The following is a 15510-nucleotide window of genomic DNA, read 5'->3' on the forward strand; positions in this document are numbered from 1 at the left end:
AGGTTTCAGATCGTTATCAACCGGCTACAGCCGGCCCACCGTGAAATCAGCGGCCTGGCCCGGCATGCCGTTGAGCACATAGGCGGTGTGCGCGAAGTTGGGGACCCCGGCCGGTGTTCCGTCGCAGATGGTGTCGCCAGGCTCGCACAGCTCGATGGTCTTGTCCTGGTACCGCGGACCGATCACCATCGGCGGTGCGCCGATGTCGCGCATGAACTCGTCTGACGGTGCCCCGAGCAACACCACCGATGCCACGTGGTCGGCGATCTCGGGCGCCATGGGTTCGGGGATGTACTGCTTGTACTCGGGCGGGATGCCCTCCGGCACGGTGGCCGCCGTGGTGTAACCCGCTACCACCGCACCTTGGGAGTAGCCGCCCAGCACCACCTTGGTCTTGGGGCAGTCCCTGGCGGTCGCCTTGATGTGGTCGGCCGCGTCACGGATACCGTCGACGACCGTCCTTGCGAACTCGATCCGATCACCGAAGTTTCCACTGGCCGGGTAGTTCACCGGGTAGACCTCGACCGAACGCTCCCCGACGCGGCCGCGCAGGGCATCGACGAAGGATTGTCCGGGTCCGCCGACACCGGGTGGCTCGTAGGTACCGCGAGCAAATACCACCTCGACATCGGGGCACGGCTGCGCCGACGCGACGGGCACAGGTGCAATCGGAATGGCGCAGGCGGCGATGAGCACCGCGCCCTGGATCAGCTTGACGACGTTCATATCGACTCCACGCCTACCCGGATCGTGACGAACGTTTCGATTCCCCATGCTGACACATCCCAAACCAGGAAAACCAGAGGTAGTTGCGAACGGCTTTCTATCCCAGCGGCACGTCGAGGTGGGGCCGCGGATCTGCCGCGCCCGGGCCGTCAAAATGCCACCACTCCCCGGAGTACACAGTGAGCCCGCCTGACCCCATCGCGTCGCGCAGCCGAGCGCGGTTGGCCTGGGCCGTCGGGCTGACGCCGTCGGTGGCATAAGCCAGGCTGCGCGGGCTGAAATCGTCGAAGCCGGTGCCCATGTCGGCGCCGGCGATCGTCACGTCAACCGAACGACCGGCCTCGTGGCTGCGCGCATAGGGACCCGGCCGCGCCACCCAGTTGGGGTTGGACACCACCTCGAACATCCTCACCTGGACGTCGTGCGGGCGGTAGCAGTCCCAGAACACCAGAGTCTCGGGACGCAGGGCGGCCGCGGCCGCCGCCAGCCCGGCGACCATCGATTCATGCACCAGGCATGGCGCCCCTGCCGGGTACAGCTGTTGACCGACGAAGTTGTCGGGGGTGGCGTAGCGCAGGTCGACCACCGCATCGGGGATTACCGAACGCACGTCGACGAGTCCGGCCTCTGCCGCAGGCCGGGCCAGCGCGCGGGGCGCCTGCACCACCTGAATCGTGCCGGCGATCACGATCAGTAACGCGCCGAGCACGAGGCGAAAACCAGCGGAAATAGCACTCTCCTCTTCAGGCATATTGCTTTCCGATGTACGATAACCGCACTCTTGATACGGCACCGGAGCCCCGGCGGCCACCTGGTTATGCGCATAAGTACAGCGCCACAAGTCAACCGACGGATTGGAGCGATCCTATGGCGTCAGCCGTACCGGAGACCGTCGCCACCCGCTATGCCGGCAGGCGGGTCGAACGGGTGGAGGACACCCGCCTGCTCACCGGTCGCGGCACATACGTCGACGACATCACCCGGCCCGGCATGCTGCACGCCTGCTTCGTCCGCAGCCCGTACGCACGCGCCAAAATCAGCGGTGTCGACGCCACCGCGGCGCTCGCACTGCCCGGCGTGCACGCCGTGTTCACCGCGGCCGACCTCAACCCCGAGGTCAAGGAGGCCTGGCACGCCGTCGCAGGCAAGGATGTGCCCGACACTCCGCGCCCGCCTCTCGCCGAGGGTGAGGTGAAGTTTGTCGGCGATCCGGTGGCCCTGGTCATCGCCGAGAGCCGGTATGTCGCCGAGGACGCGGTCGACCTGGTCGATGTCGACTACGAGCCGCTGCCCGCCATCGCCGACTTCCGCGGGGCCCTGGCCTCCGAGGTGTCCGTCCACGAGGCTTTCCCGGACAACAACGCCGGCGGGATGGCCGGCATGCCGCCGGATGAAGAGGTCTTCGGGTCCGCCGCGCACGTGGTCAAAGCGCACATCTATCAGCAGATGCACGTGCCGGTGCCGATCGAGACACGCGGCATGGTCACCGAATGGTCGGCGACCTCAGGCGAACTGACTATCTGGGCCTCCACCCAGACGCCGCACGAGCTGCGGGCGTTCGCGGCCCGCCTGCTCGGCATCCCGGCTCAGCACGTCCGGGTCATCATGCGCGACACCGGCGGCGGCTTCGGCCAGAAGGTCGTCCCGATGCGCGAGGACATGTGCATCATGCTGGCGGCCCGCCGCGTACCGGCCGCGCTGAAATGGATCGAGGACCGCCGGGAAAACCTGATGTCGGCGGGTCAATCCCGGCACGTCGACGGCGACGCGCGAATGGCTTTCGACGACGACGGCAACATCCTGGCCGCCGACATCGACTTCATCCAGGACGTCGGCTCCTACCCCACTCCGTATCCGGTACTCACCACCGCGGCCATCGGCATGTTCTTCCCCGGCCCGTACCGGGTGCCCAAGGCCAGCTTCAACTACAAGACGGTGTTCTCCAACACCGCAGGCCTGCATGCCTACCGCGGGCCGTGGCAGTACGAAACCCTCACCCGCGAAATACTTCTCGACATCGCCGCCCGCAAGATGGGCATGGATCCGGTGGAGTTGCGGCGCAAGAACCTGCTCCGCGGCGACGAGATGCCGTACTTCAACCCGAACGGCATGCCCTATGACCACGTTGCCCCGATCGAGACATTCGAGCAGGCCGTCAAGATCCTCGACCACGAGGGCTTCCGCAAGGAGCAGGCCGAGGCGCTGGCCCAGGGCCGCTACCTCGGTTTGGGCTTGTCGGCCTACATCGAGCCGACCGGTGCCGCCACCGGCCATCTCGCCAGCGAAGGCTGCACGATCCGGATGGAGCCGACCGGCAAGATCAATGTGTACGTCAACGGCGGTTCCACCGGAAACAGCTTGGAAACCACCGTCATCCAGCTCACCGCCGACGCGCTGGGTGCCGACATCGACGACGTCGCCACCATTCAAGGCGATACCGCGGTGACTCCGTACGGTGCGGGCACCCAGGGCAGCCGCAGCGCCCCGATGACGGCGGGGGCGGTCAACGAGGCGGGCACCATCCTGCGCAAGCAGCTGGTCGCCATGGCCGCGGCCCGGTTGGAGGTCGACGAGTCAGAGATCGAGCTCGGTGGCTCAAAGGCGGTCGCACGCAATGACCCCGAGAAGAGCGTGAGCTTCGCCGATCTGGCTTACCGCGCGCACTACGAACCGCAGATGCTGCCGCCGGGCATGTCGGCCAGCCTCGAGGCGACCGCCCGCTACACCGCACCGCCCACCGCCCCGATCCACTGGGCCAATGCCACCCACGCCTGCACGTGCGAGGTGGACGTCGTCACCGGGCACGTCACCCTCACCCGCTACATCGTTAGCGAGGACGTCGGCCCGATGATCAACCCCAACGTGGTGGAGGGCCAGATCGCCGGCGGCACCGTGCAGGGCATCGGTGGCGCGTTGTTGGAGAAGCTGTCCTACGACGACGCCGGAAACCCCTTGTCCTCAACGTTTGTCGACTATCTGCTGCCCACCGCCACCGAGGTGCCGACGATCGAGTACGGCCACGTCGAGATTCCCGGCCCCGGCGTCGGCGGCTACAAGGGGGCGGGCGAGGGCGGCGCCATCGGCTCCACCCCCGCGGTCATCAACGCCGTCAACGACGCGCTGTCGCCGCTGGGCGTCACATTGACCACCCTGCCCGCCACCCCGGCGGCCATCGTCGAAGCCATCGAACAGGCCCGCTCGCAGGAACAACAAGAAAGGGACCACTGATCGTGGAGCTCAACAACGAATTTCGGGTCGCGGTGCCTGCGGCGAAAACCTGGGAAGTGCTCACCGACGTCGAACGTGTCGCACCCTGCCTGCCCGGAGCCACCCTGCTGAGCGTCGACGGCGACCACTTCACCGGAGCGGTCAAGGTGAAGGTCGGCCCGATCACGGTGTCCTATAAGGGCGATGCGGCGTTCCAGGAAAAGGACACCGCGGCTCAGCGGGTGGTGCTCAAGGCCAACGGTAAGGAGACGCGGGGCAACGGCACCGCCTCGGCCGTCGTCACGGCGCAGCTCAAAGAGGACGATTCCGCGGAAAGTACAACGGTCGTGGTGACCACCGATCTGGCCATCTCCGGCAAGGCCGCCCAGTTCGGCCGCGGTGTGCTGGCCGATGTGGCCGGCAGCCTGATCGACCAGTTCGCCCGCAGCCTCGAAGCCGAACTGATCGGCGGTTCTGAGCCGGCCGCCGAAACCGGTTCTCCCGCTTCCGCGCAGGCGCCTCAGGAGGCCGCCCCGATCAACGCGCTCGCCTTGGCCAAGGTGATGGCGGTGCCGATGGCCAAGCGCTTCGCCCCCGCCATCGGTGCGGCCGCCGCCGCGGGCGTACTCGGCTTCCTCATCGGCCGCGCCGGCCGCAAGAACCGCAGACCTCACACCATCACCACCGAGGACCTGCAGGCCGCGCTGTTGCGGTTGGTGTCATGAAACCCGCCCCGTTCGCCTACCACCGGCCCGCCAGCGTGGGCGAGGCAGTCGCCATGCTCGGCGAGTACGGCGAGGACGCCAAGATCCTGGCCGGCGGTCAGAGCCTGGTACCCATGCTGGCCATGCGCCTGACCCACTTCGACAACCTGATCGACATCTCACGCCTGACCGAGCTGAACGACATCACCTTGCAGGGCAACGAGGTTCGGATCGGCGCGGCCACCCCGCACGCCCTCGTGGGGATCGATGACGAGATCGCCGACTCGGTGCCGCTGCTGACCCTGGTCACCCCGCACATCGGGCATTTCCAGATCCGCAGCCGCGGCACCCTGGGCGGCGCGATCGCGCATGCTGATCCGGCTGCCGAGTACGCCGCCGTCGCCCTGGCACTGGACGCGACGATCGAGGCCACCTCGTCGCGCGGCATCCGCCAGATCCCGGCCGCCCAGTTCTTCACGGGCCTGTGGGAGACATCGCTGGCCGCAGACGAGATCCTCACCGCGGTGCGCTTCCCGGTCGTCTCCGGCCGCAGCGGTTTCGGTATTGCCGAGTTCGCGCGGCGCCACGGTGATTTCGCGATCGCCGGCGCCGTCGTGGGAATCGAACTCGACGAGGACGACCGCATCACCCGCTGCGGCATCGGTCTGCTCGGGCTCGGTTCCACCCCACTGCGGGCCACCCCGGCCGAATCCGCGGTGCTCGGCACCCCGATCGGCGGTATCCCCGCGGACGAGATCGGCCGGCTGGCGATGTCCGAACTCACCGACATTCCGTCCGACCTTCAGGGCACGGCCGCCTACCGGGCCCGGGTCGGCGCGGCCATGGTGTCCCGGGCCTGGACCCAGGCCACCACCAACGCCACCCAGGAGGCCATCAATGCATGAACTGCCGGTTGCGGTTTCGGTCAACGGCCGCGACTACCGGGGCGTGGTCGAGCCGCGGGTGACGCTGGTCGATTTCCTGCGGGACGCCTGCGGCCTGACCGGGACCCACCTCGGCTGCGAACACGGCGCATGCGGCGCCTGCACCGTCCTGCTCGACGGGCAGGCGGTGCGGTCGTGTCTGGTGTTCGCGGTCCAGGTGGAGGGGCAGGAGGTCACCACGGTCGAGGGCATCGCCGATCCGGACGGCGGCCTGTCCCCGGTACAGGCCGCCCTCAAGGAATGCCACGGCCTGCAGTGTGGTTTCTGCACACCGGGTTTCGTCACCTCGATCACCGCCATGCTGCGCGACAATCCGAACCCCACCGATGCGGAGATCCGAGAGGGACTGTCGGGAAACTTCTGCCGCTGCACCGGCTACCAGGGCATCGTCAACGCGGTGCACCGAGCCTGCGAGAGCGCTCAGGAAACCTCAGCGGAGCTCGACCCGGCGGGCCAACAGTGACCACTGGGCGCTGAGTCCTCCGCTCGCCGGCGCCAACCGGTAGAAGTGGAGTCATGAAGATCGGTTTCATCGGCCTGGGCAACATGGGCGCGGCCATGGCCGCCAACCTGCTCAAGGCCGGACACGAGGTCATCGCGTACAACCGCTCGCCGGGCAAGGTGGCCGCCCTGGTCGAGCAGGGTGCATCGGCCGCCGCGTCTGTCGGCGATGCTTGTCAGGGCGACGTGGTGGTCACCATGCTCGCAAATGACGACGCGGTTGGGGCAGTGACATTCGGGGACGACGGTGTAGTTGCCTCGCTGCCGGCCGGCGCTGTCCATGTCTCGTCGTCGACCATCAGCGTCGCCATGGCCCAAAGACTGACCGAAGCTCATGGCGAGGCCGGCCAGGGATTCGTCGCCGCCCCGGTGTTCGGCAGGCCCGAGGCCGCCGCTGCGGCCAAGTTGTTCGTCGTGGCGGCCGGCTCCCCAGGCGCTGTCGATACGGTGTCGCCGGTTTTCGATGCGATGGGCCAGCGCACATTCGTGGTCGGCGAGGACCCTCAGGCCGCGAACCTCGTCAAGATCAGCGGCAACTTCCTGATCGCCTCGGTGATCGAATCCCTTGGTGAGGCAATGGCTCTCGTAGGCAAATCCGGCGTCGACAAACAGCAGTACCTGGAGCTGCTGACCTCGACGCTGTTCGACGCGCCGGTCTATCGCACCTACGGCGGGCTGCTGGCCCGCGAAGAATTCAGTCCGGCCGGGTTCGCGGCCACCCTCGGGCTCAAGGACGTCAAGCTGGCGTTGAGCGCCGGGGACGAGCTGCAGGTGCCCCTGCCCATCGCGAGCCTGCTGCGCGATCGTTTCCTGACTCTGCTGGCCACCGGCGGCGGTGAATTGGATTGGTCGGCGATGGGTGCACTGAGCGCGTGGGAGGCCGGCGCCGACCACCCGGCCTAGGACCGACAACGCCGTGGATCGCGGCCGACCGACCGCGATCCACGGCGTACAAGTCGTAGCCGACTAGTCGGATGCCACGACGCCCCGTAGGCCGTCAGCGCCGAAGATCGGCTCGATCATTCCGGAGATGTCGGGTCCGCGACGCAAGCCGTGCCCGCCATCGACATTGATGGCCTGGCCGGTGATCCAGCCGGAGGCATCGCTGAGCAGGAACACCGCCAGGTTCGCGATGTCCTCGACCTCGCCGAACCGCGGCAGCGGCGTGCAGGCCTGATAGTCGTCGCGGGCCGCGGGCAGTTCGAAGACCGGGCCGACCATGTCGGTGCGGGTCAGGCCGGGCCGAATGCTGTTGACGCGCACCCAGGACGGTCCGAGTTCGTCCGCGGCCAGCTTGAGCAGATGGTCCAGCGCGGCCTTGCTGACGCCGTAGGCGCCGAACCACCGGTGCGTGTTGCTCGACGCGATCGAGGAGATCCCGACGAACGAGCCGCCACCGCCGCGAACCAGCTCCCGGCCGGCGTGCTTGAGCAGATACATCGTTCCGTTGACATTCAGATCGATGGTGCGTCGCCACAGTTCGGAGTCGATCTGCGTGATCGGTCCGATGGTCTCCGACCCGCCTGCGCTGTGCACCACACCGTGCAACCGGCCGTGCCACGCCGTGGCGGCGTCGACCGCACCGCTGACCTCATCCTCCTTGGTGACGTCGGCGGGCTCGTACCGCACCGATCCCGGCCCCTGGCCCGACAATTCGTCGGCGGCGGCGCTGAGCTTGTCGGCATTGCGGCCGACCAGCATGGCGTTGCCGCCGGCCGCGACGATCGCGGCCGCGGCACCCTTGCCGATGCCGCTACCGCCACCGGTGACCAGGTAGGTGCGATCCTTCAACGACAGTTCCATTTACCTCATCCCTTACGGTGTGTCGCGCCGGGCCGGTTTGGGAGCACCCAGGGTGCGCCAGTCCGGCACGTCCGGTGGCATGCCGACCGGCCAGCGGTTCTCGTTGGCCGACGCCCAGTGCGCGTGCCCGAGTTCGTGAATGTGGAAGGCGTGGCGCAGCGCCTCGGTGAAGCCCATCGCGTCGCTGGCCGCGTTGACGGAATCCTTGACCAGCAGAGCCGCCATCGTGGGGCGCTCGGCGATGCGCCGCGCGAATTCCAGTGTCTTGTCCTCTAGTTCGTCGCGCGCGAAGACCTTCGACACCATGCCCAACCGGTATGCCTCGTCGGCATCGATCGAATCGCCGGTCAGCAGGAGTTCTTTGGCCTTACGCGGACCGAATTCCCATGGATGGGCGTAGTACTCGACGCCAGGCATCCCCATTCGTACGGCGACGACATCGCTGAACTTGGCGTCGTCGGCGGCCACGATCAGATCGCATGCCCAGATCAGCATCAGCGCCGCCGAGATCGCGTTGCCCTGAACCTGGGCGATGGTGATCTTGCGCAGATCCCGCCAACGCCGGGTGTTCTCGAAATAGAAGTGCCACTCCTGCAGGTACGTTCGCTCCGCGACCCCGGCTGCGGTGGCGCCGTGCGAGCGAAACGTCGGGTGCTGGCCCGGCCCCGGCTGGCGCTCGGCGAGCGCCGCCTCGGAGCCCAGGTCGTGCCCGGCCGAAAAGTTCTTGCCACGGGCGGCCAGGATCACTACCCGAACGGCGTCATCGGCCTCGGCCCGGCCGAACGCTTCGTCGAGTTGAACCAGCAGGGTCCGGGACTGGGCGTTCTGCGCATCCGGTCGGTTCAGCCAGATCCGCGCGATGCGTCCGTCATCGAGTGTCTCGTATTCGACCTGGCTGGCTGCGTCGTCGGAACTGACCATGTCGGACCACCTCTTAGGCAGAATAAGTAAGTAACGGACTGCACATTACGTGTATCACGTAACCGAGCTCACACCGGGATCACAGCAACCAAGAAGCGGCCTCACAGACTCGCCGCAGATGCCTCAGATTTCGGCCTGCCCCACGGCGATAATCCCCGGTAAGTCGTAGGATATGACGCAGCGAACGACATCAGCCGCAACCAGGAAGCCCATCGCACAGTAGGGTTGCCAGCAAACTGCGACGGTCAGTGAAGGGAACGTACGACGATGGCCTTTGTCCCGATCTCCGCCTCCCGCTTCGTCGCCGCGGCAGGTATCGCCGCGGCCATCGTCTCGGTGCCGATGCTCGGCCTGTTGTCGACACCGGCCGTCGCCCTGGCCGCATGCCCCAACGGGGAGAGCGAGGACATGTACACCGGGGTGTGCGTCCCGGATCTGGTGCCGAATTCACCGGCGTTTCACTCGGCCCCGGACCAACTGCCGCAGATCGACGGGATCCCGTGCACCGGCGCCAATTCCGGTGAGTGCATCGGCCTGTCCGAGGAGCAGCAAGCCCAGGGCCCGCAACCGATTCCACAGTCGACGGTCGGCAGCAGCCCTACCGTGACCGGCCACATCGGCTGATCGCAGAGATCGCACAGTAAACCCTCAGCAGTCCTAGACTGCAGGGGTGAGGTTGCTTGCCGTACCCGCCGCGTTGTCCGTCGCCGGTGCGGGTTGCGCGCTTTCCCTGTGGCTGGGTGCGCACGCCGCACACGCGACCTGTACATCCGGTGAGGAAGCGGACGTCTACACCACCACGTGCACACCGTTTCTGGTGCCCAATTCGCCGTCGCCGTTCAGCGGAATTCCCGGCAATCCGGATTTGCCCGCGGTGAATCTGCCCGGCGGAGGCGGAGCGATCCCGTGCACCGGCCACAACGCCGGCGAGTGCATCGGATTGGCCGAAGAGGACGAGGCCGAAGGGCCGCGACCGGTTCCACGGTCGACCATCAGCGCCAGCCCGTAGAACTCCCAGCCGCCTGGTAGATCAGATGCAGAACTTTCCCAGCTTCCATACAATCCTCGGCGACGAAACAATCGAATAACTAGAGAAAGCGTGACGATGGCGACCTTCCCGATCTCAATGCGACGACTGATCTTTGCCTGCGGATTTGCGGTCGCCGCGGCCGCAGCCCCGGCCATCGCCGCGCTCCCCGTGCCCGCCTCATCCGGTCCGGCGGTGGCCTGCCCGGCCGGCGAAGAGGAAGACCTGTACACCGGCGTGTGCGTCCCGCACACCGTGCCGAACTCCCCCGGTTCGTTCAGTGGCATTCCCGGTAACCCCAACCTGCCCGCGGTGAACCTGCCCGGTGGCGGCGGCTCGATCCCCTGCACCGGCGCCAACACCGGCGAGTGCATCGGCCTGGCCGAGGAGCAGCAGGCGCAGGGTCCGCAGCCGGTGCCTGAGTCGACCGTCGGCAGCAGCCCGACGGTGCACGGCTCCATCGGCTGACGACGTGCGGCGACCGGGGTTTCCCCGGTCGCATACAGTTGTGTCATGCCTGCGAAATCTGATCCCGCCGACATCGACGAAGTCGAACCGCTCGCCGACAGCACCGCCAGCCAGGCCCGCCGCGTAGTCGCGACCTACGCCGCCGACGCCGACGAGTGCCGGATGTTCCTCTCGATGCTCGGCATTGGGCCCTCGAAAATCGAGGCGTAAGTGAGTCCGGAAGGCGGCCGCAAGGCCGTCTCCGGTAACTCCGACTTCGTCGTGGTGGCCAATCGGCTGCCCATCGACATGGAGCGGTTGCCGGATGGCAGCACGTCCTGGAAGCGCAGTCCCGGCGGTCTGGTGACCGCGCTGGAGCCGCTGCTGCGCAAACGTCGCGGTGCGTGGATCGGTTGGGCCGGTATCCCCGACAGCGGTGAGGAACCGATCGTCGAGGAGGACCTCCAGCTCTTCCCGGTGGAGCTGTCCGCGCAGGACGTCGCGGACTACTACGAGGGCTTCTCCAACGCCACGCTGTGGCCGCTGTATCACGACCTGATCGTCAAGCCCGAATACCACCGCGAGTGGTGGGACAGCTACGTCGACGTGAACCGGCGGTTCGCCGAGGCCACCGCCCGCGCCGCGGCACCGGGCGCCACGGTCTGGATCCAGGACTATCAGCTGCAGCTCGTCCCGAAGATGCTGCGCATGCTGCGTCCCGACGTGACCATCGGGTTCTTCCTGCACATCCCGTTCCCGCCGGTCGAACTGTTCATGCAGATGCCCTGGCGCACGGAGATCGTGGAGGGCCTGCTCGGAGCCGACCTGGTCGGGTTCCACCTGCCCGGCGGCGCGCAGAACTTCCTGGTCTTGGCGCGCCGGCTGGTCGGCGCGAACACCTCACGAGCGTCGGTCGGCGTCCGATCCCGCTTCGGCGAGGTCTCCTATGGGTTCCGCACCGTCAAGGTCGGGGCGTTCCCGATCTCCATCGACTCGGCCGACCTGGATGCCCAGGCCCGCAATCGTGCGGTTCGCCAGCGGGCCCGCCAGATTCGCGCCGAACTCGGCAACCCCCGCAAGATCCTGCTCGGCGTCGACCGGCTCGACTACACCAAGGGCATCGACGTGCGGCTGCGGGCGTTCTCCGAGTTGCTCGCCGAGCAACGGGTCAAACGTGACGACACCGTCCTGGTGCAGCTCGCCACACCCAGCCGCGAGCGCGTCGAAAGCTACAAGGCGATGCGCGAGGACATCGAGCGGCAGGTCGGCCACATCAATGGTGAGTACGGCGAGGTCGGCCATCCGGTGGTGCATTACCTGCACCGCCCGGTGCCGCGGGACGAGCTCATCGCGTTCTTCGTCGCGGCCGACGTCATGCTGGTCACCCCGCTGCGCGACGGCATGAACCTGGTGGCCAAGGAGTATGTGGCCTGCCGCAGTGACCTCGGTGGCGCGCTCGTGCTTTCGGAGTTCACCGGTGCCGCGGCCGAGCTGCGTCAGGCCTACCTGACCAATCCGCATCACCTCGAAGGCGTCAAGGATGCGATCGAGGCGGCCCTGAACCAGAGCCCGGAGGAAGGCAAGCGCCGGATGCGGGCACTGCGGCGGCAGGTGCTGGCGCACGATGTGGATCGGTGGGCCCGCGCGTTTCTCGACGCGCTGGCAAGCGCGAATCCAGCCTGAGCGCTGGCAAGCGCGAATCCGGCCTGAGCGCTGGCAAGCGCGAATCCGGCCTGAGTGCTGGCCAGCGCGAATCCAGCCAGAACTGACTAGATCGGGTTGATTCCGTTGATCAACCAGTTGCCGTCGATCTTGCGGTAGTCGACCTTCAGCCGGCTGCCGTCATACAGCGGCTGGCGGGACTGGTCGGTCACCGTGCGGTTCATGTACACCAGCACCGTCCCGGACTCCCGCTGCGCGGTCATCACACCGACACCGACAACGCTGATCTGGACCACCAGCTGACGCTTGCGCGCCTCGGGGATCACCTTCGCACTGGCGTCCTCTTCGAACTTCTGCCGGAAGTCGGGGGCGAGCAGTGGGTAGGTCTCCATCAAGCTGCGCTCGACGGTCTGGTAGTCGTAGCCGAACACCTTCGGGATCTGGTCTGCCGCCAGCGCGGGCAGCTCGGTCCGGGCGGCCTCCTGGCCGCGTTGCGCGACGCGATTCCAGTACAGCGAGCCGCCGACGCCGGCCAGGGCGACGAAAGCCACCGTCAGCAGGCCGATCGTCGCGGCAATGAGTTTCGAACGCATCAGTTACCACCGTCGGGGTACTTGAGGTCGTAACCGGTCATGTGCCCGTTGTCGTCCTCGTGCACGATCACCCGCAGCCGGTACGGCCGCGTGGGTGAATTGACCCCGTCCAGGTCGGTGACCGTCACGCGCACCGCCACCAGCACCGAGGCATTCCCGGCGATCTCGTCGACCTTCTCCAGCGCCGCACCGTTGACCACGGCTTCCGAGCTGGCGTTGGTGTCCCGGAACAGCGCCTTCAGGTTGTCCGCGTTGTTCCCCTGGCTCATCATGTCCCGCAGCGGACCGCTGGTGCCGTCGATGAAGCGATTCACGCTCTCGTCGATGGTGTCCTGGGAGTAGGTGAACATGTTGATCACCGTCTGCTTGCCGGTGTCGACGAAGCGCTCGTTGCGGGCCTGCGCCGCGTCCACACCCTGTTGCTGATCGACCATGACGTAGGCCAGACCGCCCAATGCCGCGGTCGCCACGCCNGGCAGCTGTACCACCGGCGGCCCCGGATCAGGATCGACCTGCGGCGGGATCATCGGGAACTTGTTGGGCGGCAGGATGTTGCGCCCATCCTCGATCGGCGTTCCGTAGGGCACCGGCGGGCCGCGCCACGGGTTGGAGCCGATCGGGATGTACCCATTGGGATCGCGGCACAGCTGGATCGTGGGGGCCCGCTTGCCCGGGAACTCCTGGCACGGGTAGTTGCGCGCACCGCGCACGACCGACGGGTCGTTCTGCGCGGTCTTGCAGTACAGATCCGTCGGCAGGTCCCGCAGCGTCAGGTCGGCCGGGGACCGGATCTGCGTGGGCGGGATGAAGCCGGTGAGGCACGGCGGTGCGTCGCCCAGGTCGACCTTGAAGTCGAGCTTGCCGCCCTCATCGGACGGCACGCCACCGGCCACGGTGTTCAGCGCGGCCATCAGGGCCGGGAAGATCACCAGAGCCTGTTCGAGCGACTTGCTGTAGATGACGCCGATGCGGCCGAAGTTGGCCAGGTTGGCCGCGAGCACCGGGAACGTGGGGCGGATGCCGCTGAACGCGGTGTTGGCCGCCTCGGTGGCGCCCGGCACCGTCTTGAGGGTGGTGCGCAGCTGCGGGTCGGCGTTGTTCAGCTCACCGGTGAACCGGGCCAGCCCGTCGGCCAGCGAGCGGATGCTGTCACCGCTGCGCATCTGTGCTTCCAGGAACGGCCCGGCCTGATCGATCAGCTGGGTCGTCTCTCCGGAGCTGGCATTGGCCTCGTCGATCAGCAGGCGCGAGGACTCGATGAGCCGGGCGAGTTCGGGCCCGGATCCGTTGAACGCCTTGAACGATTCGCGCAGCAGGTCCTGCAGCCGGCTGTTGCCGATGCTGCTGACCAGGGCGTCGGCCTCGTGCAGCAGGCCGGCGATGTCCTGACCGACGCGGGTGTTCTGCTGGTCGATGGTGGCGCCGTTGCGCAGTTTGTCGGTCGACGGCGATTCCGGTGGAACCAGATCGATGTACTGCTCGCCGACCGCCGAGACGCTCTTGACGGTGGCGGTGACGTTCTCCGGGATCGCCGTTCCGCTGTTGAGCTGCATCCTGGCGACCACGCCATCGGGGGCCAGGCCGACCGATTCGACCCGACCGACCGTCACACCGCGATAAGTGACGTTGGCATTCTCGTAGATGCCGCCGCCGGCAACGAAATTGGCGTTGACCTTGTACGTGCCGATACCCACCGCGGCAGGCAGATGCAGATAGAACAGCGAAATCGCACCCACAGTCAGGACCGTCACGACTGCGAAGATCATCAACTGCATACGGGTCAGCCGGTCGATCATTACGGCTTCTCCTCGTGCTGGGTGGCGGTTCCGGCGGGGATCTTGAACGGATCGGCGGCCTGGCCGGACAGGTTCGCCATCGATCCGGTCAGCCAGTCCGGCGGGTTGATCACTTCGCCGAGGTGCTTCATGTTCGGGTCGAATCCGCCGGTGGTGAAGATCGACTCACCGAACCTGCGCAGGGTCAGGTCGAAGGTGACGAACACGTTCAGATAGTCGCCGCGAACGGCGTTGCGAAGGTACTTGTAGTGGAACGGGAAGGTCGGCAGGAACTCCAGGTCCTTGATGAAATCGTCGGCATTGTCGTTGAACGCCTTGATCACCGGATAGAGATCCTTCATGTCGGCGGCGAAGTCGTCCTTGGTCTCCGACAGGATTCGCGACCCGACCTCGGCGAAGCCGCGCAGCGCGGTGAACGCCTCGACGATGCTGGCGCGGTTCTCGTTGAGCACCTTGAGCGCCCCGGGCAGGGTGTCGAGCGTGCGGCCCAGGTTGTCCTGGCTGCGGGCCAAGATCGAGGCGAAGCGGTTCAATCCATCCGCGGCAGCGATGATGTCATTGGTCTGCTGGTCCAGCGACGCGGTCAGCTCGGCCAGCCGCGGGATCAGGTCGGCGAAGCTGCCGGCGCGACCGGCTACCGCGGCGTATGCCTCATCGGTGATGTCCTGCAGCGCACCGAGATTGCCCTTGTTCACCACCATGCCCAGCGAGGACAGCGTTTCCTCCGTGGTGGGATAGCGGTCGGTCTGGTCGAGCGAGATGTTGGATCCCTGCCGCAACTGCCCCTGGGGCGGTTCGTCGACCGGCTCGGACAGCTCCACGTGCTGGGAGCCCAGCAGCGATGTCTGGGCAACGCGCGCAACGGCATTCGCCGGAAGCTTCACGTCACCCGCCAGCGACAGTTCCACCGCCGCATAGAAGGTGCCGTCCGGGCGCTGCACGGCGTCCAGACCGGACACGCTGCCGACCGTGACGTCGTCGACCATCACCGGCGAGTTCTGCGGCAGGGTCGCCACATCCGGCAGTTCCACGGTGACCGTGTATGAGCCCTTACCGTGCCCGGCCGTACCGGGCATGTTGAGCGAGTTCAGCCCACCGAACTGACAGCCGGCCAGCAGCACCGCGCCGCTGCCGATCGCCAGCGTGCGGCCACCGATCCGAGATGCCTTACCCCTCAAT

The 15510-nt window shown here is 67.0% G+C and carries 17 protein-coding genes; 10 read left to right on the forward strand and 7 right to left on the reverse strand.

Annotated features, from left to right (window positions below):
- Nucleotides 1-24 precede the first annotated feature (24 nt).
- Both BN4332_RS16730 and BN4332_RS16735 read right to left on the reverse strand, forming a co-directional pair.
- Entirely contained in the window at nt 25-726 is a 702-nt protein-coding gene (locus BN4332_RS16730) for a cutinase family protein (RefSeq protein WP_066899792.1), read from the reverse strand.
- 97 nt (nt 727-823) lie between these two features.
- Nucleotides 824-1477: a M15 family metallopeptidase gene (locus BN4332_RS16735; protein ID WP_066899794.1), complete on the reverse strand. Its 654-nt coding sequence runs from the start codon at nt 1475-1477 to the stop codon at nt 824-826.
- Between the two features lie 116 nt (nt 1478-1593).
- Between BN4332_RS16735 and BN4332_RS16740 the strand changes: the two genes are divergently transcribed.
- Genes BN4332_RS16740 through BN4332_RS16760 form a run of 5 tightly spaced genes read left to right on the forward strand, consistent with a single transcriptional unit; the run spans nt 1594 to nt 6985 of the window.
- Nucleotides 1594-3954, forward strand: a complete 2361-nt coding sequence (locus BN4332_RS16740; protein ID WP_066899796.1) for a xanthine dehydrogenase family protein molybdopterin-binding subunit — start codon at nt 1594-1596, stop codon at nt 3952-3954.
- 2 nt (nt 3955-3956) lie between these two features.
- A complete protein-coding gene (locus BN4332_RS16745; protein ID WP_066899798.1) occupies nt 3957-4658 on the forward strand; it encodes an SRPBCC family protein in 702 nt (233 codons plus the stop codon).
- Nucleotides 4655-5542: an FAD binding domain-containing protein gene (locus BN4332_RS16750; RefSeq protein ID WP_066899800.1), complete on the forward strand. Its 888-nt coding sequence runs from the start codon at nt 4655-4657 to the stop codon at nt 5540-5542. The genes BN4332_RS16745 and BN4332_RS16750 overlap by 4 nt, the downstream gene beginning before the upstream one ends.
- Nucleotides 5535-6044: a (2Fe-2S)-binding protein gene (locus BN4332_RS16755; RefSeq protein ID WP_066899802.1), complete on the forward strand. Its 510-nt coding sequence runs from the start codon at nt 5535-5537 to the stop codon at nt 6042-6044. The genes BN4332_RS16750 and BN4332_RS16755 overlap by 8 nt, the downstream gene beginning before the upstream one ends.
- A gap of 53 nt (nt 6045-6097) precedes the next feature.
- Nucleotides 6098-6985, forward strand: coding sequence for an NAD(P)-dependent oxidoreductase (locus BN4332_RS16760; RefSeq protein ID WP_066899804.1), 888 nt, complete (start codon nt 6098-6100; stop codon nt 6983-6985).
- 63 nt (nt 6986-7048) lie between these two features.
- Here BN4332_RS16760 and BN4332_RS16765 read toward each other — a convergent pair whose 3' ends face one another.
- Nucleotides 7049-7885: an SDR family oxidoreductase gene (locus BN4332_RS16765; RefSeq protein WP_066899806.1), complete on the reverse strand. Its 837-nt coding sequence runs from the start codon at nt 7883-7885 to the stop codon at nt 7049-7051.
- A gap of 12 nt (nt 7886-7897) precedes the next feature.
- Nucleotides 7898-8806, reverse strand: coding sequence for an enoyl-CoA hydratase (locus tag BN4332_RS16770; protein ID WP_066899808.1), 909 nt, complete (start codon nt 8804-8806; stop codon nt 7898-7900).
- Nucleotides 8807-9073: 267 nt separating this feature from the next.
- On the opposite strand from BN4332_RS16770, the gene BN4332_RS16775 reads away from it, so the two are divergent.
- The 5 genes from BN4332_RS16775 to BN4332_RS16795 all read left to right on the forward strand — a co-directional run bounded on the left by BN4332_RS16775 (nt 9074) and on the right by BN4332_RS16795 (nt 11963).
- A complete protein-coding gene (locus BN4332_RS16775) occupies nt 9074-9430 on the forward strand; it encodes an intersectin-EH binding protein Ibp1 (RefSeq protein WP_066899810.1) in 357 nt (118 codons plus the stop codon).
- A gap of 46 nt (nt 9431-9476) precedes the next feature.
- A complete protein-coding gene (locus BN4332_RS16780) occupies nt 9477-9815 on the forward strand; it encodes a hypothetical protein (RefSeq protein ID WP_435405163.1) in 339 nt (112 codons plus the stop codon).
- A gap of 96 nt (nt 9816-9911) precedes the next feature.
- On the forward strand, nt 9912-10301 hold the full coding sequence (locus BN4332_RS16785; RefSeq protein WP_084459297.1) for an intersectin-EH binding protein Ibp1: 390 nt from the start codon (nt 9912-9914) through the stop codon (nt 10299-10301).
- Nucleotides 10302-10346: 45 nt separating this feature from the next.
- A complete protein-coding gene (locus BN4332_RS16790) occupies nt 10347-10511 on the forward strand; it encodes a hypothetical protein (protein WP_096866927.1) in 165 nt (54 codons plus the stop codon).
- Nucleotides 10512-11963, forward strand: coding sequence for an alpha,alpha-trehalose-phosphate synthase (UDP-forming) (locus tag BN4332_RS16795; RefSeq protein ID WP_066899812.1), 1452 nt, complete (start codon nt 10512-10514; stop codon nt 11961-11963).
- A gap of 86 nt (nt 11964-12049) precedes the next feature.
- Here BN4332_RS16795 and BN4332_RS16800 read toward each other — a convergent pair whose 3' ends face one another.
- From BN4332_RS16800 to BN4332_RS16810, 3 genes are all read right to left on the reverse strand, one after another.
- Nucleotides 12050-12535, reverse strand: a complete 486-nt coding sequence (locus BN4332_RS16800; protein WP_066899814.1) for a mammalian cell entry protein — start codon at nt 12533-12535, stop codon at nt 12050-12052.
- Nucleotides 12535-14331 carry an Rv1363c family protein gene (locus BN4332_RS16805; protein WP_235654113.1) on the reverse strand — a complete coding sequence of 599 codons (1797 nt, stop codon included), beginning with the start codon at nt 14329-14331 and terminating at the stop codon, nt 12535-12537. Before BN4332_RS16805 ends, BN4332_RS16800 begins: the two co-directional genes overlap by 1 nt.
- Nucleotides 14331-15488, reverse strand: coding sequence for an MCE family protein (locus BN4332_RS16810; RefSeq protein WP_066899843.1), 1158 nt, complete (start codon nt 15486-15488; stop codon nt 14331-14333). The genes BN4332_RS16805 and BN4332_RS16810 overlap by 1 nt, the downstream gene beginning before the upstream one ends.
- Nucleotides 15489-15510: the final 22 nt, after the last annotated feature.

Source organism: Mycolicibacterium houstonense (genome assembly GCF_900078665.2).
GTDB classification, from domain to species: Bacteria; Actinomycetota; Actinomycetes; order Mycobacteriales; family Mycobacteriaceae; genus Mycobacterium; species Mycobacterium houstonense.